This window comes from Clostridium sp. CTA-5, from assembly GCF_054768135.1.
Map to the genome: position 1 here is coordinate 252,796 of NZ_BAAAAT010000003.1, position 22,904 is coordinate 275,699.

20 protein-coding genes, 1 riboswitch and 1 other annotated feature are annotated in these 22,904 nt (G+C 24.6%); of the genes, 19 read left to right on the forward strand and 1 reads right to left on the reverse strand.

Annotation, left to right across the window (positions count from 1 at the left end; translation table 11 throughout):
• Window positions 1-153: 153 nt before the first annotated feature.
• Window positions 154-418 (forward strand) — a binding site (T-box leader).
• Between the two features lie 121 nt (window positions 419-539).
• Entirely contained in the window at window positions 540-1,877 is a 1,338-nt protein-coding gene (gene brnQ, locus ACYUET_RS09170) for a branched-chain amino acid transport system II carrier protein (protein WP_460279014.1), read from the forward strand.
• A 247-nt stretch (window positions 1,878-2,124) separates the two neighbouring features.
• Window positions 2,125-2,805 carry a Crp/Fnr family transcriptional regulator gene (locus ACYUET_RS09175; protein ID WP_460279015.1) on the forward strand — a complete coding sequence of 227 codons (681 nt, stop codon included), beginning with the start codon at window positions 2,125-2,127 and terminating at the stop codon, window positions 2,803-2,805.
• 268 nt (window positions 2,806-3,073) lie between these two features.
• On the opposite strand, the gene ACYUET_RS09180 is transcribed toward ACYUET_RS09175, so the two are convergent.
• Window positions 3,074-3,853, reverse strand: a complete 780-nt coding sequence (locus ACYUET_RS09180) for a DeoR/GlpR family DNA-binding transcription regulator (RefSeq protein WP_460279016.1) — start codon at window positions 3,851-3,853, stop codon at window positions 3,074-3,076.
• 356 nt (window positions 3,854-4,209) lie between these two features.
• On the opposite strand from ACYUET_RS09180, the gene deoC reads away from it, so the two are divergent.
• From deoC to ACYUET_RS09265, 17 genes are all read left to right on the forward strand, one after another.
• Window positions 4,210-4,875: a deoxyribose-phosphate aldolase gene (gene deoC / locus ACYUET_RS09185; protein ID WP_460279017.1), complete on the forward strand. Its 666-nt coding sequence runs from the start codon at window positions 4,210-4,212 to the stop codon at window positions 4,873-4,875.
• 276 nt (window positions 4,876-5,151) lie between these two features.
• Complete coding sequence (locus ACYUET_RS09190; RefSeq protein ID WP_460279018.1) at window positions 5,152-6,453, forward strand: pyrimidine-nucleoside phosphorylase; 1,302 nt, start codon at window positions 5,152-5,154, stop codon at window positions 6,451-6,453.
• Window positions 6,454-6,824: 371 nt separating this feature from the next.
• Window positions 6,825-8,468 (forward strand): hydroxylamine reductase, encoded by a 1,644-nt coding sequence (hcp, locus tag ACYUET_RS09195; RefSeq protein WP_460279019.1) that lies wholly within the window; start codon window positions 6,825-6,827, stop codon window positions 8,466-8,468.
• Between the two features lie 325 nt (window positions 8,469-8,793).
• Complete coding sequence (locus tag ACYUET_RS09200; protein WP_460279020.1) at window positions 8,794-9,123, forward strand: hypothetical protein; 330 nt, start codon at window positions 8,794-8,796, stop codon at window positions 9,121-9,123.
• A gap of 450 nt (window positions 9,124-9,573) precedes the next feature.
• The gene (locus ACYUET_RS09205; RefSeq protein ID WP_460279021.1) at window positions 9,574-10,350 is read left to right on the forward strand and encodes a viral A-type inclusion protein; all 777 of its coding nucleotides are present in this window, start codon (window positions 9,574-9,576) and stop codon (window positions 10,348-10,350) included.
• Window positions 10,351-10,558: 208 nt separating this feature from the next.
• Window positions 10,559-11,218: a YczE/YyaS/YitT family protein gene (locus ACYUET_RS09210; protein ID WP_460279022.1), complete on the forward strand. Its 660-nt coding sequence runs from the start codon at window positions 10,559-10,561 to the stop codon at window positions 11,216-11,218.
• Window positions 11,219-11,712: 494 nt separating this feature from the next.
• A complete protein-coding gene (locus tag ACYUET_RS09215) occupies window positions 11,713-12,285 on the forward strand; it encodes an accessory gene regulator ArgB-like protein (protein WP_460279023.1) in 573 nt (190 codons plus the stop codon).
• A gap of 82 nt (window positions 12,286-12,367) precedes the next feature.
• Complete coding sequence (locus tag ACYUET_RS09220) at window positions 12,368-12,493, forward strand: hypothetical protein (RefSeq protein WP_460279024.1); 126 nt, start codon at window positions 12,368-12,370, stop codon at window positions 12,491-12,493.
• Between the two features lie 26 nt (window positions 12,494-12,519).
• Window positions 12,520-13,782 carry a sensor histidine kinase gene (locus tag ACYUET_RS09225; RefSeq protein ID WP_460279025.1) on the forward strand — a complete coding sequence of 421 codons (1,263 nt, stop codon included), beginning with the start codon at window positions 12,520-12,522 and terminating at the stop codon, window positions 13,780-13,782.
• A gap of 83 nt (window positions 13,783-13,865) precedes the next feature.
• On the forward strand, window positions 13,866-15,092 hold the full coding sequence (locus tag ACYUET_RS09230; protein ID WP_460279026.1) for a histidine kinase: 1,227 nt from the start codon (window positions 13,866-13,868) through the stop codon (window positions 15,090-15,092).
• A gap of 88 nt (window positions 15,093-15,180) precedes the next feature.
• A riboswitch (SAM riboswitch) is annotated at window positions 15,181-15,297 on the forward strand.
• A 268-nt stretch (window positions 15,298-15,565) separates the two neighbouring features.
• The gene (locus ACYUET_RS09235; protein ID WP_460279027.1) at window positions 15,566-16,531 is read left to right on the forward strand and encodes a methionine ABC transporter ATP-binding protein; all 966 of its coding nucleotides are present in this window, start codon (window positions 15,566-15,568) and stop codon (window positions 16,529-16,531) included.
• A complete protein-coding gene (locus ACYUET_RS09240) occupies window positions 16,531-17,169 on the forward strand; it encodes a methionine ABC transporter permease (protein WP_460279028.1) in 639 nt (212 codons plus the stop codon). Before ACYUET_RS09235 ends, ACYUET_RS09240 begins: the two co-directional genes overlap by 1 nt.
• A gap of 57 nt (window positions 17,170-17,226) precedes the next feature.
• Window positions 17,227-18,054: a MetQ/NlpA family ABC transporter substrate-binding protein gene (locus ACYUET_RS09245; RefSeq protein WP_460279029.1), complete on the forward strand. Its 828-nt coding sequence runs from the start codon at window positions 17,227-17,229 to the stop codon at window positions 18,052-18,054.
• A gap of 433 nt (window positions 18,055-18,487) precedes the next feature.
• Entirely contained in the window at window positions 18,488-19,447 is a 960-nt protein-coding gene (locus ACYUET_RS09250) for a YkvA family protein (RefSeq protein WP_460279030.1), read from the forward strand.
• Between the two features lie 248 nt (window positions 19,448-19,695).
• Window positions 19,696-20,610: a ribonuclease H1 domain-containing protein gene (locus tag ACYUET_RS09255; protein ID WP_460279031.1), complete on the forward strand. Its 915-nt coding sequence runs from the start codon at window positions 19,696-19,698 to the stop codon at window positions 20,608-20,610.
• A gap of 450 nt (window positions 20,611-21,060) precedes the next feature.
• Window positions 21,061-21,237 (forward strand): YtxH domain-containing protein, encoded by a 177-nt coding sequence (locus ACYUET_RS09260; RefSeq protein WP_460279032.1) that lies wholly within the window; start codon window positions 21,061-21,063, stop codon window positions 21,235-21,237.
• A 332-nt stretch (window positions 21,238-21,569) separates the two neighbouring features.
• Window positions 21,570-22,868: a helix-turn-helix domain-containing protein gene (locus tag ACYUET_RS09265; protein WP_460279033.1), complete on the forward strand. Its 1,299-nt coding sequence runs from the start codon at window positions 21,570-21,572 to the stop codon at window positions 22,866-22,868.
• Window positions 22,869-22,904: the final 36 nt, after the last annotated feature.

Below are 22,904 nucleotides of genomic sequence, written 5' to 3' on the forward strand. Positions count from 1 at the left end.
AAAATATTCTAATTTGATAAAAAAAGGATTTGTTTTAACTTGAAAAATATATAAAAACTAAAAAAGAATATAATTTTTTATGAAAATATTAAAAAAATAAGCGCAATATTGACAGTGAGTCAATGAAGGTGTATTCTAATTACAAATTAAAAACAAAATTCTAAGAAGAGAAAAAGTAAGTAATATTTACTGTTCTACAGAAAGTTAGCGTATGATGAAAGCTAATGTTCAGGGTATAACTGAAAATCATCTCGGAGAAGTGAGGCTGAACTATGTTTAAAGTAAGTCTCAACGGAATTTCACCGTTAAAAGAAAGGCGTATTATTTAGTACGTTACTAAGAGCTATAAAATGATTGAGTTTTTATATAATTATTTTATAGAATTAGGGTGGTATCGCGATTAAACCTCGTCCCTTTTATTGGGACGGGGTATTTTTATATTTAAGGGGGCATTTATATGAGTATTGAAAGTGACATTAGAAAGAAGTTAATTATTATAAAAAAAGAGGTTATTTATTATAAAAAAGGGGGATTTTAAAATGAAAAATTTATCAAGAAAAGATTTAGGACTTATAAGCTTAATGCTTTTTTCATTATTTTTTGGAGCAGGAAATTTAATATTTCCACCATTTCTTGGACAATCAGCAGGGGGGGCAACTTGGGTAGCTATGCTTGGATTTTTTATAACTGCAGTTGGTTTTCCAGTTTTGGGAGTAATTACAGTAGCTAAATCTGGTGGGTTAAAAAATTTAGCAAGTAAGGTTAATCCAATTTTTGCAATAGTATTTACTGTATTAATATACTTATCAATAGGTCCATGTTTAGGTATTCCAAGAGCAGGAAGTTTGCCTTTTGAAATGGCTGTAGCACCATTTTTACCAGAGGGATTAATTTCAATTACATTAGCAAGATTTATATATACATTAGTATTTTTTTCAGTAGCTTATTGGTTATGCTTAACACCATCTAAATTAGTAGATCGTATGGGTAAAGTTTTAACACCTATTTTATTAACTTTAATATCAATAGTATTTATAGCTGGTGTATTTAAACCGCTAGGAGGTTATGGGGCTGCTAGTGGGGAGTATTTATCTTCACCATTTGTTAAAGGATTTTTAGAAGGATATTTAACTATGGATACTATTGCAGCATTAAACTTTGGAATAGTAATTGCTTTTGCAATAAGGAGCAAAGGGATAAGCGAGGAAAAAGTAGTTATTTCAACATCTATAAAAGCGGGAGTAATAGCGGGAGGATTATTAGTAATAATTTATTCTATGTTAGGTCATTTAGGAGCAACATCAGGAGGTAGATTTGGAGTAACTGAAAATGGAGCTCAAACTCTTACAAATGTTATGACTTATTTATTTGGAAAACCAGGAGTTATATTACTTGCACTTATTTTTACAGTAGCTTGTTTAACTACTTGTGTTGGCCTTATAACTTCTTGTAGTGAATATTTCACAACATTAACATCAAAAATAAGTTATAAAACTTGGGTTAGAATACTTTCTATTTCAAGTATGGTGCTTGCAAATATGGGATTGACAAAAATTTTATCAGTATCAGTTCCAGTATTAAATGCAATATATCCAATAGCAATAATGCTTATAGTACTTGGAATAACAGATAATATTTTTAATGGGAGTAAGATTGTATATTGTTCAGCAATTTTATTTACAGGAGTAGTAAGTGTTATTGATGCATTAAGTCAAGCAGGTGTTAACGTAGAAGTTATGGTTAAAATATTTTCTAATTTACCTCTTTATTCTAAAGGACTTGGTTGGGTAGTTCCAGCAGTAATAGGGATTGTTTTAGGTGTTGTAGTTAAATTTGTTAAAGAGTATTTTGATAATAAAAAGTTAATAGTTGAATAAATTAAATTAGTGTAGTAGTGTATAAAGAAGTACTATTTCAAATTATTATAATGTATTTTGAATAGTACTTCTTATTTATACAGCAAGTTATAGAATTTTCAGTAACTAAAAGATTGATTTTATCTAGCTTTAGGATTATCTTGTTCTATTTTGAATAGAAAATAATTATTAATATAAAACATAGTCAAAACTATAGATTTAGTAGTAAATTTTTTCTACATTGGTTAGGAGGCTTCTTATTTTTAATATGGAAAATATAATAATGAAAATTAAAGAAAATGAATTTTTTAAGGGTATTAGCGAAGAGAATATAGAAAATGTAATATCTAATATACAATATTTTTTAAAGTCATATGTTAAGGGGGAAGTTATTGCATCAGAAGATGATAAATGTAATACTTTGGGGATAATTTTAGATGGAATAGTTGAAATTCAAAGAATATATTTAAGTGGAAAGTATATTGTTTTAAAAAGATTAAAGAATAACGATGTTTTTGGAGAAGCTTTAATTTTTTCAAAAAAAGGTAGTTATCCAGCTACTATAATGGCTTTTAGTAATTGTACAGTATTATATATAAAAAAAGAAGATATTATAAAATTGTGTTTAAAAGAAGAAAAATTTTTAGAGAATTTTATGTCTTTATTAAGTAATAAAGTATTGATGCTTAATTCAAAAATAAAAAATATATCATTTAAGAGTATTAAACATAAGGTTATAAATTTCATATTAGAAGAATCTAAAAAACAAAAAAGTAAAACTATAGTATTAAAAGAGAGTAAAGAAGAAATATCATCTAATATGGGGATACCAAGACCATCTTTATCAAGAGAATTAATGCAACTTAGAGATATGGAATATATAGAATTTGATAGAAATACAATTAAGATTATAAATATAAATGGATTGGAAGAAGAATTATTTAATTAAGTGTCTGTTTAGTTATTATCATAAAAATAAAGATATTTAAAAATAGCCTGATATTTGTAATATAAGATCAAAAACCATGCATAAATAGGAATCTAAACTCCTGTATATGCATGGTTTTTATTTATAAAAATTTATAAATATCTGTTTTGTAATATTTAATTGTATGAAATTAAGAATGTTATTTATATGATAATGCTGATATCTAATTAAAATATAGTATAATCTTAGGCACAATAAAATTTGGACTTGTTATTTACTTCGATGTGCCCTAAACAATAATTAATTTTATTCCTAGATTTTGAATATGTTCAATCCATTCTTTAGGAATATTAGAATCAGTTATAATAGTATTAAATTCATTTAAATTAGCAAAATACGAAGATTTCACTATGCCAAATTTTTCAGAATCAACAAGCAATATTTTTTCTAAAGAAGATCCTATTATAGCTCGTTTTGTTGGTACCTCATAATTATTTGAACAGGTTACACCTAATTGTTCATGTATACCAGCAGCAGAAATGAATACTTTTGTTGCTCTTATATTTTTAATTAAAGAAATTCCTTCTGTACTTTCAAACATTTGAGTATTAGGATGAAAATATCCACCAGAAAAAATTAATTTAATATTTTGTTTATTCTTTAATGCTAATAATATATTTATATTATAAAATAAAGCCGTTAATTTTATATCATCATTAATACTTTGCGCTAATTTTTCAGTAGTAGTTCCAGCATCTATAATAATGATATCACCTTCCAGTATTAGGCTTGCAGCAGCTTTACCTATTTTAGCTTTTTCCTTTTCCTGTCTTATTAATTCATTATTAATATCATAAGAAGTGCTTAATTTTTCAATATTATTTGCTGGATTATATATAGTAGCACCGTATACATTGCTTACAATATTATTTGCTTTTAATACATTCAAATCACGTCTAATAGTCATTTCAGAAACACCTAATATTGCTGCTAATTCTTTGACAGAAGCTCCGTTTTTTTCCTTTAATATTTCTATAAGCTTATTTGCTCTTTGAAATTTTTTATTCATTAATTAATCACCATTTCTTCAAATATTTAATGTTAATTATTATTTAAATATAAGTAAATTTGTTTATATTCTAACATTATTTTATGTATAATACAAAATATTTAGTATATCTTATAATTATTAAGAATAAAAACATGATAATTATAAGATATACTTTAACAAATGTTTGAACTTTAACAAAAAATGTTGACGTTATAACATTATGATATTAAAATAAAGTTAAAGAGAATTATAATATATTACGATTAAATTTTAAAATTAATATATTAATAAATCATTATATGACCAGTGACATATAAATAAAATAAATTTTAAGTTAAAAATAATTTGATATCACTGGAGAAGTGAGGGTATTTATGACAAATTCAGAAATTTTAAAACATGTAGATCATACACTATTAAAGGCAGTTGCAACATGGGAGGATATTCAAAAAATATGTGATGAAGCTATTGAATATAATACAGCATCAATATGTATCCCAGCTTGTTATATTTCTCGTATACATGAAAAATATGGTAATAAGGTTAATATATGTACTGTAGTTGGATTCCCTTTAGGTTATTCTACAACAGAAGCTAAAATAGTTGAAACTAAAAAGGCTCTTGAGGATGGAGCTAGTGAAATTGATATGGTAATTAACATTACAGATGTTAAAAATAAATTATATGATAAAGTTACAGAAGAAATAAGAGCATTAAAAGAAGTTGTTGGAAATAAGATATTAAAGGTTATAATAGAAACTTGCTATTTAACTGAAGAAGAAAAAATAGCTATGTGTAAATCAGTAACAGATGCAGGTGCAGATTATATTAAAACATCTACTGGTTTTGGTACAGGTGGAGCAACACTTGAAGATGTAAGATTATTCAAGAAACACATTGGTCCAAATGTAAAAATTAAAGCAGCAGGTGGAGTAAAAAGTGTTGAGGATCTTGAAATGTTTATAAGTGAAGGCTGTGACAGAATTGGTACAAGTTCAGCAGTTAATATGATAAAAGGAAAAGAAGTATTAGGATATTAAGTTACATTAAAAATAATGAACTAATATAGAAAATTAATGATATAGATGCTTCTAACTATATATTATTAATTAAAGATATAATTTTATATAAAAATTCTATAAAATATTATAAATGTATTAACTTAATTAGAACATATATATGTATAGTTTATATAATTATATGGAGATGTTTAACTAGTTTTTAAATATCTCCATAAATTATATTAATTTTAGGACATCAGAGAAAACGTTTCCGTTAAAGGAAAAATAGACTTATGGGTTTGGGAGGATTAAAATATGCGTTTTGTAGATATTATTGATAAGAAAAGAGAAAATTTAGAATTAAGTAATGAAGAAATACAGTTTTGGATAGATGGTGTTGTAGATGGTTCTATTCCAGATTATCAAACTAGTGCATTATTAATGGCTATTGTATTAAATGGCATGACTGATAAAGAAACTGCATATTTAGCAAAAGCTATGATGCATAGTGGAGATGTTATAGATTTAAGTAGTATAGAGGGAATAAAATCGGATAAGCACTCAACTGGTGGTGTAGGAGATAAAACATCTATGGCTTTAGGACCAATGGTAGCAGCATGCGGATTAAAAGTTGCGAAGATGTCAGGAAGAGGGCTTGGACATACTGGTGGTACATTAGATAAATTAGAATCTATAGAAGGATTTAATTGTTTTTTAAGTGAAGAAAAATTTATTAAACAAGTAAAAGAAATAGGGGTAGCTATTATCGGTCAAACTGGTGATTTAGTACCAGCAGATAAGAAATTATATGCATTAAGAGATGTTACATCAACAGTAAGGTCTATTCCATTAATTGCATCATCTATAATGTCTAAGAAACTTGCATCTGGATCAGATACTATACTTTTAGATGTTAAATATGGAGAAGGAGCATTTATGCGTACTGTTGAAGAAGCAACAGAACTTGCAAATGCAATGATTTCAATTGGTAATAGTCTTGGAAGAAATACAATGGCTATGATAACTGATATGAATCAACCTCTTGGTAACACTATAGGTAATTCGTTAGAAGTAATTGAAGCAATAGATACTTTAAAAGGAAATGGTCCAAAAGATTTTACTGAATTATGCATGCAAGCAGGAGAAATTATGCTAATGCAAGGAAAGATTTGTAGTACTAAAGAAGAAGCACGTAATATATTACAAGATGCAGTTAAATCAGGTAAAGCATTTGAAAAGTTTAAAGAAATGGTGACTTATCAAGGTGGTAATGTGAGTATGGTAGAAGATACTACACTACTTCCAAAATCAAAATTTATAACAGAAATTAAATGTAGAAAAGAAGGATATGTAGAAAAGATACATTCTGAGGAACTTGGAATACTAGCAATGTTGCTAGGTGCAGGAAGAGCTAAAAAAGAAGATAGTATTAATTATGGTGTAGGCCTTAAAATTAATTGTAAAAAAGGTGATAAAATTACTACAGAAGATACTATTTGTTATGTACATCACGATGAAGAATTACAAGATGAATGGATTGAAAGATTATATGAGGCATTTTTAATTAGTGATACTCATGTAGAAAATGATCCTCTTATTCAAAAGATATTAAAATAATATAGTATTTCAATTTAAGACTATATTTTAAAATATATAAGACAAGCCTGATAAATATAGAAATTTTAAATTTACTTAGAATACAGAGAAATAAAAAAGAATTAATTCGAAAGAGTTAATTCTTTTTTATTTTACGCTATGTTTTAAAACAGTGCTGATATTCTAGAGTTCTTAAAGCAAATTCCCCTGTCCATGAGCTTTATACTACAATATCAACATTCACTTAAAACATAGCCTTATTTTAAAATATTTTAATTTTTGTAACGTATGTTACCGAAGTTTAACTTATTTAAATATAAAATAAGCACATAAAGCAGATTTCAAGAAATTAATAAATTTTATAAATATATAAGATAAAGGAGATTTAAATTATGGATAATAAAATGTTTTGTTTTCAATGTCAAGAGGCAGCAGGTTGTACAGGCTGTACAATAAAAGGGGTATGTGGTAAAACGCCAGAACTTGCAAAACTTCAAGATTTATTAATATATGTAACAAGAGGTTTATCAGAAGTAGCAACAAAAGCTAGAGAAGAAGGAATAAAGGTATCAAGAGCTATTAATACTATAGTAACTATGAATTTATTTACTACAATAACTAATGCTAATTTTGATAATGAAATTTTTTATGGAAGAATTAAAGAAACATTAAATTTAAAGGAAGAATTATTATCACAATTAAAAAACAAAGAGAATCTAAGTTCAGCAGCAATATGGAATGCTGAAACTAGACAAGAAATGGAAGCCAAGTCAAGTTCAGTTGGTGTATTAGCAACTGAAAATGAAGATATAAGAAGTTTAAGAGAACTTATAACTTATGGATTAAAGGGATTATCAGCATATATGAAACACGCTAATGCACTGGGATATGAAGATGAAGAAATATGTGCATTTATGCAAAAAGCATTATCATTAACAGCTGATAATAGTGTAACTATAAATGAATATATAGCTTTAACATTAGAAACAGGTAAAATTGGTGTTAATGGAATGGCATTACTTGATAAAGCAAATACAGAAAGCTATGGTAATCCAGAAATAACTAAAGTTAATATAGGAGTAGGTAAAAATCCAGGAATATTAGTTTCAGGTCATGATTTAAAAGATTTAGAACAATTATTAATACAAACTGAAGGAACTGGAGTAGATGTATATACTCACTCAGAAATGTTACCAGCTCACTACTATCCAAATTTAAAAAAATATTCGCATTTAGTAGGAAATTACGGAAATGCATGGTGGAAACAAAGAGAAGAATTTGAAACTTTTAATGGTCCAATACTTATGACTACAAACTGTATAGTTCCACCAACTGATAAGGATAACTATAAAAATAGAATGTATACTACAGGAGCAGCAGGATTTGAAAGTTGTGCTCACATTCAATCTGATGAAAATGGAAATAAAGACTTTTCTGTAATTATAGAACAAGCTAAGAAGTGTTTACCACCTACTCAAATTGAAGAAGGAGAAATAATTGGAGGATTTGCTCACAACCAAGTATTATCATTAGCTGATAAGATTGTAGAAGCAGTAAAAACTGGTGCTATAAAGAAATTCTTTGTTATGGCTGGATGTGATGGAAGACACAAGACTAGATCATATTACACAAATTTTGCAAAAGCATTACCAAAAGACACTGTTATATTAACAGCAGGATGTGCAAAATATAAATACAATAAATTAGATTTAGGTGACATAGGTGGAATTCCTAGAGTTCTAGATGCAGGACAATGTAATGATTCTTATTCATTAGCATTAATTGCATTAAAGCTTAAAGAAGTATTTGAACTTGAAGATATAAATGAATTACCGATTGCATTTAATATTGCATGGTATGAACAAAAAGCTGTAATAGTTCTTTTATCTCTATTACATTTAGGTGTAAAGAATATTCATTTAGGACCAACACTTCCAGCATTCCTTTCACCAAATGTAGTTAATGTTTTAGTAGAAAACTTTGGTATTGGTGGAATAACAAATGTTGAAGATGATATAAAAATGTTTTTAGATTAGGCTATGTTATAAAAAATAAATTCCAATGTTAGTTCACCCTGATACTATAATATTAACAATATTAATTTAAAATATAGCATTAAATTCATATAAAATAGAGGATGAGACTTTATAAGTACTTATCCTCTATTTTTATATTATTTTTTTGAATGTGCCTTAAGTAAATATAATTAATTTATGCAACTGATTATATAATTAAGATTTATAGATTTGATTAATTTTATAAGATAGTTACTATAACTTAGTTTTAAAAATATATTTGCAAAAATATAGTGTTATTAGCTAAAATATATAAATAACTTAATATGAAACGAGGTATGTATAAATGGAGGATAATTATATAAATGCTTTAGAGGCTGCAAAAGAATATGGTTTATATTTAAAAGTGGTTACTTCAATAAAGTCTTTTGAAAGTTATAATAGCTTTTTTAATATTTTTGCTGAACAAGATGAAGCATGCAGAAGAATTGTGGTATTGACAAAAGATAAAGAATTAGAAGAAGTTTATGATCAAGACTCAACAAAAGAAATAGAGTCTAATATTATAGTTGATGGAGTTATATGGCTTAAAAGTGTTTCACTTCTTACTAATCCTGAGAAAATTGATCTAAATAATATAATGGTATCAAGAAGTTTAATTGAAAAAATAATTTAATATATATTTGAATTAAGTTAATAGATTTATAATCTTTTATATAATTTTTATAGAAAATTATATCTTTAATTAATAATAATAAGCATATATATCATAAATTTTCTATATAAGTCCCTGACTATAGTGATTAGTAGTATGATTTATAAATATTCTAAGAGTTATATTAATGAATAAACTTTATTGGAATATATATATAAATTCAATATATATATAATACTATTAATTTAGAATTATATATAATAAACTTGCCAATTTATATGCAAAATATTTTTGCTGATAAATTGGCTTTTGTTTTATAAATATTAAGTTTACTAGGAGATAAAATTTTAAAAAAATATATAAGATAAACAATATCAATAAAATTATATTTTAAATTTATTATCAAATTTAGAAAAATATGGTAAAATAATATTAAGGGTATAATATAGAGTAATTTAAGGGAGTGGGATTATGTTAGGAAAGAGTTTTTGTAAGAAAAATGATGCTGAATTAGAGACAGCAAAAATGTTTAATGAGATAAGTGAAAAAAAAGAAGTTGAAAATAAAGAATATCAAAACAATATAAAGAATAATAGCTTATGTATACTTGATAAGGAAACTATTAAATATATAATTAATAAATTTTCACCAATGTCTGTTGAGATTAAAGAATCATTAAATGGTTTATCTAAGACATTAGAAAATACTATAGATTATATTGAAGACAAATCAAGTAATATAATAAAGACAGAAAGAAATTTTGAATTAAGTAATTATTATAGAAAAATATCTGTAGAAGTCTATGATATGATTAAAAATATTAATGAGTATGTAAAATGGATGGAAACAGAATATGAACATGAAAATAGTAGTATTAAAGAAACTATAATTAATGGTGTTGAAGAGATAGATGAGAATGTAGAAGAAATTGGAAATAAAAATATAGATAATGATCTTAATTTTGAAAATGGTATAGAAATATATAAGGATTTTTCAGCTAAAGAACCTAAAGCATTTAAATTAAATAATGATATAGTTAAAGTTGATGATTGGGATGATTTATTAGTAAAAACAGCTGAAATATTAACAAAAAAATATAAAGAAAGTAAACATAGTAATAAAACTGTTAATAAAAATATTAAAATTTCAGAAAAGAAATCTAATGAAAATACATTTAGAAATACAGTTATAGAGATGCTAAATGAATATAAAATAAGTCTTAACGATTTTCGACTTTATTGTCAATAAAAATTTAAAAAATGGCTTTATTTTCAAGTAATCGATTGAATGAAAATGATTACTTTTGAATGTTTTTGACAAATTCAGTCTTGTAATGTAAAATACTTTTATGCCTATATAAATATAGAAAAGAAATATAATATTAAATGTAATATGGTTAAATAAAGGGAATTTTGAATATTAGTTGTAATAAAGATTTTAGAAAAGGATGGAAAGTATGAACAAAAAAAACTTAATAACAAGACTAATTTTATTTTTTTTAGGAATGACAATAATTCAATTTGGAGTAGGTCTATCACTAGTAACTAATATAGGATCGGATTCGTTTACTGTTTTTACTCAAGGGTTATCTAAAGTGTTGCATAGTACACCTGGAATGGCTAATATGTTAATATTATTTGTATTAACTGCTATAATTTTATTGGTTGATAGAAAACGTATAAACATTGGAACATTTATTTGTCTTATAGGTGTAGGGCCAGTTATAGATTTTTCAATAAAAATATTTTCAATGTTACCAATTGATTCTTATAATATAATTATAAAAGCTTTATTAATTGTTTTAGTACAATTTATTATAGCGGTAGGTTTTTCAATACTTTCAGCAACTAATTTAGGAGTTGCGCCTAATGATATAGTACCATTTATTATACAAGACAAAACAAAATTCCAATATCGTTGGATTCGTATGAGCTTAGATGCAACATACTTAATAGTAGGATTTTTACTAGGTGGGAAAGTATGGATTGGAACAATAATATCTATGTTAACAATCGGACCATTTATACAATTATGTCTTCCTTATGGAACTAGGTTAGTTGAATTTATTGTTAAAACTGAAGACAAAGAAACTATTGGACAAGTAATTGAAAATTAAATAGATATTTGTTTTTATTAAGGTGTTTATTATTAATAATAATAAGCGCCTTTTTTATGTCTAGAAAAGTATAAAATTTAAGGTAAAAGAGATATTTTTGAATTGACAATGGACGATTGATAATTTAAGAGTGAAATCACCTTGTGATTTCTAAAATATATATTTTTAAGAAAGCTGTGGTTTTCAACCAGAATTATCTAATATAAATCTTAGAATATTTATAAATCCTATCACTAACTAGTTTAGTAATTAGAAGATATATATTTAAAAATTGTGTGTAATTTAAATATATAATTTTAATAAAAGTTAAGAATTATCTCCTAAAGAGTAAAAGATTATTATATGTTATACGAATAAATTCAAAGTATTTTAAATAAAGTATTTTTTTACTTAAAATGTATAAAAAATATAGAATTTCAAGAAAATTGTTGTATTATATTGAATAATATGTAAAAAAAGTATACAATATAACATAAGGATAAAAAATAGAAAAGATGGTAAAAAGAGTAATGGTGAGACAAGTTATAAAAAAAGGTGTAAAAAATATATCAGATTACAATGGATATGATAAAGAACAATGTGAGCAAATGCAATATATAGCTACACTATTGTTTTTTGAATTAATAAAATTAATTTCTATAATAGTTATATTCTCTATATTAGGATATTTTAAAGAAAGTGCTATCATTATTGGAATAATGTGTGTTACTAAGCCTTTTATAGGAGGATATCATGAAGAAACTCAAATAAAGTGTTTAATAGCTTCATTGCTAATAACAACTGGAGTTATAGAATTAAGTTTACATTCTAAACTTAGTTTTATAAGTAATTGTATTTTAATTGCAATCAGTCTATTTTGCATATGGAATACAGCTCCAGTAATAAATTCTAAAATGCCAATTACGCGTCCTTCAATTATTAAAAAAAATAGACTATTAGGAATTACAATTTCCACAATGCTTGGAATAATATCAATAAGTTTATATAAATATAGTAATTTATATGAACTTATAACATGGACAATCCTATTTCAAGCTATGCTAATGTTTAGTAAAAGACAAGTTTAATAATATTTATTAAACTTAAAAAATTATACTTAACAATATGATTTATACTTAAAAAATTTAAAGTTTATAGGGGGAAAAAACAATGATAAGAAAACTTTTAGGAAAATTTTTAATGATGATGACAGAAGGTATGGTTACTGCTAGCCCAGCATCTATGGCTTCAGTAGGTGTTGAAGAAATGCCAGAATCAATGAAAAAATTAAGATAATACAGAAATAATAAGGAGGACTTGTTTTGGCAATAACTATAATTGACGCTGTGAACTCATTTATACAAGCATTATTGTTTGTTTATATATGTGATTATTGTTTAGAAGATGTATATAGAAAATCTAAAGTGGAAAAGTCAATTATTATTTTAATAATGTTTTTAATCATGGGATTTTTTACAAATATAATTGGTAATTTATCAATATGTGTTTTTTTTGTACATATATTTGAAATAATTATAATTGGATTATTTTACAAGAAAAATTTCAATAGTATATTGATTAGTTGTACATTAATTTATTTTTTTATAGTAACTAATTTAACTATATTTGGAAATCTGTTTTTCGGGTATTTAAAAAATATAATATATATACAAAGTATTGAAAACTTAATGATTGCTATTGTATATATTCCACAATTTATAATGGCAATTACATGCTTATTGTTTAAAAAAAATATTTTAGATATTCATAATTATATTAAAAGTATTGGCCCATCAATGAGTACTTTAATTATAATAAATTTTTCTCTTGACTTTGTAGTGGCTTTTTATTTGATTTTTTATAAAGAAGAATCAGAGTTATTAAAAAATATTGCACTTGTAAGTTCTTTGATATTTGTAGGAATGATAGTAACATATTTTTTAAAAATACAAATGAAATCTAATAAAATTTTGGCATTAAATAAGGTCTTAGATGAAAAAAATTCTGAACTTAGAAAAATAAAAAATAATTATTCAAATCAGATTTCGTATATGTATGATTTATATTCTAGAGAAAATTTAGATGAGGTTGGACAAATACTAAAAAATATAATAAATAAAAGTAATCCCAATATTAATAATGAAACATTAAATAATACTTCAAATAATACTTTAATAAGTTCTATCATAAAAAATATAAAATCAGAAGATCTTAATGTAATAATTGATGAAACAGGCTCTATGGATAAGATTGAAATGCAAGAAATAGAATTATATAGAGTTATTTCAAATATTATAAATAATGCTATTAAAGCTATGGATGGAATCGGAATTATAATTGTTAAAACATATAATAATATTGATAATTTAATAATAAGTATAGAAAACAATGGTCCTAGAATTGAACCAGAACATATATCAAAAATTTTTGAAGCAGGTTTTACGACTAAAAAAGATTTAGATAAAAATCATGGATTTGGTTTAAATATTGTTAAGGAATTAATAGAAAAATATAATGGAAGAATAAGTGTAGAAAGTACAGATGCTTCTACAAAATTTGAAATAAAATTGCCGTTTTTAAAATAAAGTATTTAAGAATATAAGGTGTTAAAATAAACACCTTTTTTTAAAATTATTAGGTGATTAAAATTGAGAATAGGAGGAAGTTTATGCTTATAAGAATAGAGAGTATAATTGATATAGTTCTACAATCTATAATGACAATTATTATTATAAACTCCTGTGTAAAAGAAATACATAGAAAAAATAAAAAAGAATTAATAATAATTACTGCAATATTATCATTATCATTTATATTAATTAAAGGTTATAATCATAGTAATTATATATATATGGTATATAATTATATAATTTATGTCTTTGGAATACTTATGTTGTATAGAAAAGATATTGTAAAAGCAGAATTGGCTTATTTAATAATTTATATTCTTATAAGATTATCGGATTTAGTAGCAGTTAATATATTAACTCCGTGTATTGATTCTCTTATATTTTCAGAAAAATATATAATGATTACAAATTTCTCAATAATATATATAGTACATTATATTGTTATATTTTATTTACTAATAAAAAAAGAATATGTGCTTAAATTACATAAATTTATAATTGATGATAAATTACTTATAGGAGTAATTACATTAATTAGTATAATTAGTAATTATGATATAATTTTTTATTATAGAAATATGGAGTTTAGTTATCCATTAGTAAAAAATATAATAATAATAAATATTTTTGTATTATTTACATTAAGTACATTTTATTTTAGTAAAATGAAAAAAGAAACAGAACAAATTAATAAGTTAAATGAAGCATTAGATACAAAAAATGGTGAACTTAGGAAAATTAAGCATGACTATGGGGCACAAATTTCATATTTATATGGTTTATATCTTATGAAAAGAAAAGAAAAATTAGGACAATCATTAAAATCTATTATGGATTCAAATAATAACATAAAAAGTGCAGTACAAGTTAATTATAACATTAAAAATAATGTTATTTCTAATATTATAAAGCCTATTATGGATAAGGGAATACACATTATTATAGAGGATAATGCTGATATAGATATACTTAAAATGCCAGAAAATGAATTATATAAGGTATTAGATAATATAATAGAATGTGTTGATAATGTTAATGGATTTATAATAATAAAAACATATAATACATTAGATAAATTAATTATTAATATAGAAAATAATATACAGGGAAAACGTAATTTTTTATTTAGGAATAATAAAATTAATAGAGATTTATTGATAAAGTCAAAAGAGTTAATAGAAAAATATGATGGTTGTTTATATATAAGTAAGACTAATTTGTTAACAGAATTTGAAATTATTTTGCCTATAATTAATGGTATATAATTAAATGAAAAATAATTTTAATTAGTATTGACAAATATGAAATATAGATTTATAATTCTAAAAAAGACGTTAAAATTTAATAATTGATATCTTATCAAGAGTGGCGGAGGGACTGGCCCTATGAAGCCCAGCAACCGATTTATTGGTTCATTTACCAATTCTACGGTGCTAATTCCTGCAGTTTTTTATAACTGATAGATGAGAGGGTAAATTTTATGCCGCTATTTATGCGTTAGAGATTTATTCTCTAACGCTTTATTTATTTTATCGCGATAAATTATATAAATAGAATTTTTACTTTTAGTTATTAATCTATATATATTATCTTCTAATTAAGTTAATACATTTATAATCTTTTATAAAAAATTATATTTTTAATTAACAATATCTAGTTAGAAGCATATATATCATACATTTTAATTAAATATTGATATTTCAAAATTTGGTTAAAAATAACAAAGGGGGAAGTGTAATTGATAGAAATTAAAAACATAGTAAAAAGTTTTGGGGAAACACAAGTTTTAAATGATATTTCAATAAGCATAAAAAAAGGGGAGATTTATGGAATAATTGGACATAGTGGGGCTGGAAAATCTACTTTATTAAGATGTATAAATGGTCTTGAGTCTTATAATGAGGGATCTCTTAAAGTAATGGGGCATGAGGTTTTAAGTTTAAAAGATAAAGATTTAAGAGAATTTAGAAAAAATTTAGGGATGATTTTTCAAAATTTTAACCTTATGAAAAGAAAAAATGTTTTTGAGAATATTGCACTTCCACTAGAAGTATGGGGATATGATAAAAAAGAGATTAAAACTAGAGTATTAGAACTTATTAAACTAGTAGGCTTAGAACATAAATTATATAGTAAACCATCAGAACTTAGTGGAGGACAAAAGCAAAGAGTTGCTATTGCAAGAGCCTTAGCATTAAAGCCAGAAATACTTCTTTGTGATGAAGCTACATCAGCATTAGATCCTAAGATAACTAAAGATATTTTAGCTTTGCTTTCTCAAATAAATAAAGAACTTGGAATAACTATAGTTATGGTTACACATCAAATGGAAGTTGTTAAGGAAGTGTGTCAAAAAGTAGCTTTGATTGAGGGTGGAATTATTAAAGCTGAAGGAAAAGCAGAAGATTTATTTTTAAAACCAGGATTATCATTAAAGAAATTTTTAGGGGAAGAAGAGGAAGAAACTCTTCCTGAAGAAGGAATTAATATTAAGTTATTTTTCCCAAGTAATTCTTCAGAAAATGCTATTATCACTAAAATGGCCAGAGAATTAAATATAGATTTTTCAATTGTATGGGGTAAGCTCGAAAAGTTTAGAAGTAAGATTTTAGGTGGGCTTGTAATTAATATAAAAGAAGAATATAAAGAAAGAGTAATAAGTTATTTAGAAAGTAAAGATATATTGTTGGAGGTAGTTGAATAATGGGAGATATAATTTTAAAAGCATTATGGGAAACATTAATTATGGTTTTTGCATCAACAATATTCTCTATAATTATAGGATTTATACCAGCAATTTTACTTACAGTTACTTCTGGTGATGGATTAAGACCCAATAAAGTAATTTATAGTGTGTTAGATTTTATAGTAAATACATTAAGGAGTTTTCCATTCATTATATTAATGGTAATAGTTATGCCTTTAGCTAAAATATTAGTTGGAAAAACTACAGGTACATTTGCTACAATAGTACCACTTACAGTAGCAGCAGCACCATTTGTTTCAAGAGTGATTGAATCTTCTTTAAAAGAAGTTGATAAAGGCGTAATTGAAGCAGCAAAGGCTTTCGGGGCATCTGATTTTCAAATTATATTTAAAGTGATGTTAAAAGAAGCAATTCCTTCAATAACATCAGGAATAACTCTTATATTAATAAGCATTGTTGGATATTCTGCAATGGCAGGAACTCTTGGAGCAGGAGGTCTTGGGGATGTTGCAATTAGGTATGGATATCAAAGATTTGAAACAGATATTATGATGGTAACTTGTATAATTTTAATAATAGTTGTACAAGCATTACAATTTTTAGGTAATTATTTTTATAACAAATTATCAAAATAATATATTTATATTATTAAAAAGTTTAAATAAGTAAATAATCATTAGGGGGTAACAAATATGAAAAAGAAATCAATTTTATCAATAGTTTTAGCAGGAGTACTTACATTTGGACTAGTAGGATGTGGGGCATCAAATGGTTTAAGTAATACATCAAAAGATGATAAAACAATAAAAATTGGGGTATCACCAGTACCACATAAAGAGATAGTGGAAGTAGCAAAACCATTACTTGAAAAAGAAGGCTATAAAGTAGAAATAATAGAATTCACTGATTATGTGCAGCCAAATACTGCTTTAGCTGAAGGAGATTTAGATGCAAACTATTTTCAACATATACCTTATTTAGATGAACAAAATAAATCAAAAGGGTTAAATTTAACTTATACTGCACAAATTCATTTAGAACCTATGGGATTATATTCAAAGACAATTAAAAGTTTAGATGATATAAAAGAAGGAGATTCAATTGCTATTCCTAATGATCCATCAAATGAAGCAAGAGCTTTAAAATTATTAGCTTCACATGGTGTGATTAAAGTTTCAGATGGGGAATTAATTACTACTAAAGATATAACAGAAAATCCTAAAAATTTAAAATTTAGCGAATTAGAAGCTGCAAGTATTCCTAGAGTATTAGATGATTTCAATGCAGCAGTTATAAATGGTAATTATGCACTTCCAGCAGGATTTGAACCAGCAAAAGATGCAATTATAATAGAGGATAAAGACTCAGAAGCTGCAAAACCATATGGTAATATACTAGCTATAAGAAAAGGTGACGAGGAGAAAGAAAAGATTAAAGCATTAACTAAAGCTTTAACATCTTCAGAGGTTAAAGAATTTATAGAAACTAAATACAATGGAGCAGTTATTCCAGTTTTTTAATAAAATAGTTATGCTTTAAGTGAATGCTGATATTGTAGTATAAAGCTCATGGACAGGATTGAAATAGGAAACTCGACTCATGTACATTCGCTGAGTAAGTTCGAGTGGCAAAATATAAAATTTTGACTCTTACTTAAGAGTTCTAAAAAGCAAATTCCAATGCCAGTTCGCTCTTATACAACAATATCAACACTGTTTTAAAACATAGGAAATAAAAGAAAAATTTTAAAGAACTGAAAAAAGCTAAGTGTTGGAGGAAGCCTCTAAATACTTAGCTTTTTACATTTAGGATAAAACTTTAATGTTATATTAAAATAAGGTATACTTTTAGTTAGGCACATAAAATAATAAATCAAATGCAGTATATGGGTCTATTATTTTTTGAATGTACCTTATATAGATTAAAAGAAATGCTTTTAAAGGGGAATATATTATGAGAGTATCAAGTGTAAAGGTTAAATTAGTTGGAGAAGATATATTAAGTATTATCAATGAATTCGTTAAGATAGATGGATTAAATTTAAATAAAATTACTATATCTGATGGAATTTTAATTGAAGGAAATTTTAAAAAAGGGTTTAATGTGGATTTTTCTTTAAAAGTTAATATATTAGAATGTTCAAATGGAAATATTATTGGAAAGTTATCTAATCTTAAAGTTATGAAATTAGGATTATTTAGAATGATAAGAAGTTTAATATTAAAGAAATTAATTAAAGAGTTTAATGATAAAGGGATAATTACTGATAGAGATAAAGTTATTATTGATATAAAAAAAGTGTTAAAAGATGTACCTTTTGTTGATATAGACTTACACGATGTATTTATTAAAAAAGATGAATTATGGGTAGAAGCAGAAAATATTAATGTTTCATTAAAAGGTGAATTAGTAAAAGAAATAAATGCAGAGGATAAAGTAGAGGATATAGAAGAATCTAAAGAAATTATTACTATTAATAAAGTTAACGATAATTATTCTAAGGGAAGAGAATTTCTAGTAAATAATCTTCCTGAAAAGTCAAAGAACTTTAAGGACTATATATTTCTTTTACCAGATATTATTTCTTTAATATATAGATTATTAAAAGATGAAAGAGTACCATTAAAAACTAAGGTGATTTTATCATCATCAATTGCATATATAGTATTTCCAACGGATATAATTCCTAATAATATACCATTTATAGGAGTAATTGATGAATTAGGAGTTGCTTTTTTTGCATTAAATAGTGTAGTTAATGATGTGCCTATGAATATTATTATGGAAAATTGGGAAGGGAAAAACAATATTCTTTTAGTTCTAAAGGGTGGTCTTGAATATTTAATTAATTTTACAGGAGCAAAAAATGTTGAAAGATTATATCAAGTTGTAAATGAAATGTCTACGTTATAGGTCATAGATATTTATTATAAATAGAGTTTTTAGGCAAAGGGACTTGTTATTTTTTTGATTGTGCCTTAATACCAAGTATATATGTTGCAAATTTAAATCTTCAAAAAAAGAATATATAGTTCTTTAATTTATTGAATAATTATTACAATATATATAAGTTTATTTTAAATTTTTAAATCAGTATTATTTAAGGTGAGATATACTAGCATTAAATAAAAATATTATTTTATTATGAAAGGAAAAATAATGTGGGTAAAAAAGTTTATGCAATAAAAGAGGGATTTGATTCTAAAAATAATTTAAAAGTAGAAAATAAGATAGTTAATACATGGGCAGAATGTTTAAGTTATGTTAAAGGTGTAAAAGGTGCAAAATATAAAAGTTTTGAGAGTATAGATGAAGCAAAAAAGTTTTTGGATGATAGTGGAGATTTGTTAAAAAAAGAAGATAAAAATTATCCTGAAGATTGTTTACATATATATGTTGATGGAAGTTACAATATGGATACACAGGAATATTCATATGGAATAGTAGCTGTTAAAAATAATGTTGTAGAGTATATTGATAGTGGAATAGGAAAAAATGATTCAGATAAAAATATAAGACAAATAGCTGGAGAATTAAAAGCTGCAATAGAAGGCGTTAAATATGCATTAGAAAACAATGAAAAAAAAGTTGTGATTTTTCATGACTATGCAGGAATTTGTTATCATGCAACTGGATTTTGGGAACGAAAAGAAGAATCATCAAAAAGATATTATGATTCTATGCAAGAATTTATGAATAATGGAATAGAAATTATTTTTGTTAAGGTTGATAGTCATACAGGTGATTTTTTTAATGAACTTGTAGATGAAAAATGTAAAGAGGTATTATTTATAAAATCAGATAAAGTAGTTGAAAAATGGCTTAAAAAGAACCAGTTAAATGTAGCCAATATATCATTAAAAAATCAAATATTAACAATAGCTGCTAATTGTGAAGAAAATATAGTAGTAATAAACAATTCGGATTTAAAGATTGATAAAAAAGAAGATATAAAAAATGATTTTGAATATATAATTAAAAGTTATAATGATAATAAAAGCCAGGGAAAGAAACTTATATCAAAATTATTAAATAAAGAAAAGGAAAAATTTATTTTATACTTATTAGAAAAATAGTTAAAAATATTAATTTGTTAGGCACATGAAATAAAATAATAGATCAAAGAGGCGTTGTATATTTTGTGTCAGACAAGGAAGTAAATTTAGTTAATTTTAATTATAAAAAAGAACTAATAAACCAATAATTTCATAGAGTAAATTTTCTTAAATTACATAACTTAACTATATAAGTAGGGTTCTTAGTTTTATATGAAATTTTAATTTCATTTTAGGAACATGAAATTAAAATAATAGTTCAAAGATGTTCAGTATATTTTGTTTTAGACAAGGAGATAAATTTAGTTAATAGGGGCTATTAGCTAATTCTCTGATGAAGTATATGACAAAATATACAAGCGTACTCGGTTATTATTTTTTTATGTGCCTTAAGACTTAGAATTCATTATCCGAAGCCTACTGCTGTTGGCTAAGGATAAAAATATAATATATGTTAAAGAGGTGTTTATTATGGGAAAATTTACAAGAGGAGTTGCAGCAGGAGCACTAATTGGAGCTACAGTCGGAATGATGGTTATGCCTCAATTAGATAGAAAAACTAGAAGATCTATGAGAAGAACAGGCATGAAAATGAGAAATATGGCAGAAGATGCATATGATGATATGATGCATCATTGGACAAAATAAAATAATTGTAAAAAATATCTTATCTATAATAATAAAAATAAAGTTCATTTAATGAATTTTATTTTTATTAGATAAGGTATTTTTTTTTTATTTATAAATATTTATAATTTAAAATATTTATAAAAAGTTAAATTTTTTTACAATTTATACGACAATATAATTATAAAAGTAGATAGATAGCATATGAGAAATATTTTATATTAATTTATTTAGATATATATGGAAGATAAATATAAATATTACTAAAAATTAATATTTTGGTGTAGTTTATTGTGATTTTATGCTATAATTATTAATAAAATAATTCTTAATATAGAAAAGAGTTGAAAATTGTGGAAATTCTGTCGTTGGGAGAAAAAATAAAAACAAGAAGAAAAGAGCTTAATATGACATTAAAAGATTTAGCTAAAAATAGAATAACACCTGGTCAAATAAGCTTAATTGAATCTGGAAGATCAAATCCTTCAATGGATTTACTTGAGTATTTAGCATTAACATTAAATATAAGTGTAGAACATCTTATGGAATCTGAAGAAAGTCAAGCAGAGAAGATAAGCATTTATTATGAACAAGTTGCTGAATCTTATATATTATCAGGTAATTATGATATTGGACAAAGATATATTGATAATGCATTATATTATTCTGAAAAATATAATTTAGAATATAGAAAAGCTAGACTTTTATTTATAACTGCTCAAATACATGAATACAAAAAAGATTTTCCAATGGCTCAAAAATTCTTTTTATCTTCTAATGTAATTTTTATTAAAAATAATAATTATGAAGAAATAATAAGAACTTTTTTAAACTTGGCAAAGATCACAATAGATTTAAAAGCTTATCATTCGGCTAGCAGTTATTTAAAACAAGCTGAAAAAGTGTATTTAGATAATAATATTGCAGATGACTTTTTACTAGGAGAAATATATTATAATATGGCTAGAACATATTTTAATATAGAGGACTTTGATAACGCTTTAAAGTACTCATATCTTTCTAAAAGTAGTCTTGAAAAAACATACAGCAATAAAAGTTATGCTAAAACTTTACTTATGTTGGCAGAAGAATTTAATAAAAAAGGTGATTTAGTTAAGGCTACTCAATATTCTAAAAAATCTTTAGAGGTTTATAGAAAAATAGAATATAATAAGGATTTGTCTAATATAGAACATAACTTAGGAAAATTATTTTATGAATTAGATGACCTAGATGAATCATTTATACATTATGAAACATCTAAAAAAATAAGTAATCAAAATGAGATAGACAATGAACTAGATATACTTATAGATATGTGTAAATCTCATTTAAAACTTAAGAATATAGAAGAATGCAAAGTTATAGTAAAAAAATTAAATAATCTTATACATTCAAATGATAATAATAGAATGATAGAATGTAAAATCATGGAATATACAATTCTAAATATTTTAGAAAAACATTTAGAAGCAGAGGAAACATTAATAGAAGCATATAATATAGCTAAGGATAGCGGAGATTTATTAAAAGCAGGCGAACTAGCTATGAAGATAGGTAAACATTTTATGGACAAGAAGGAAGAAGAAGAAGCCAAAAATTATTTGGAACAAGGAATTGTGTTTTTTGAAAAATTAGGGCTGATTAAATAGTATCTTATAAAAATAGAGAAATTAATAAATGTAAAT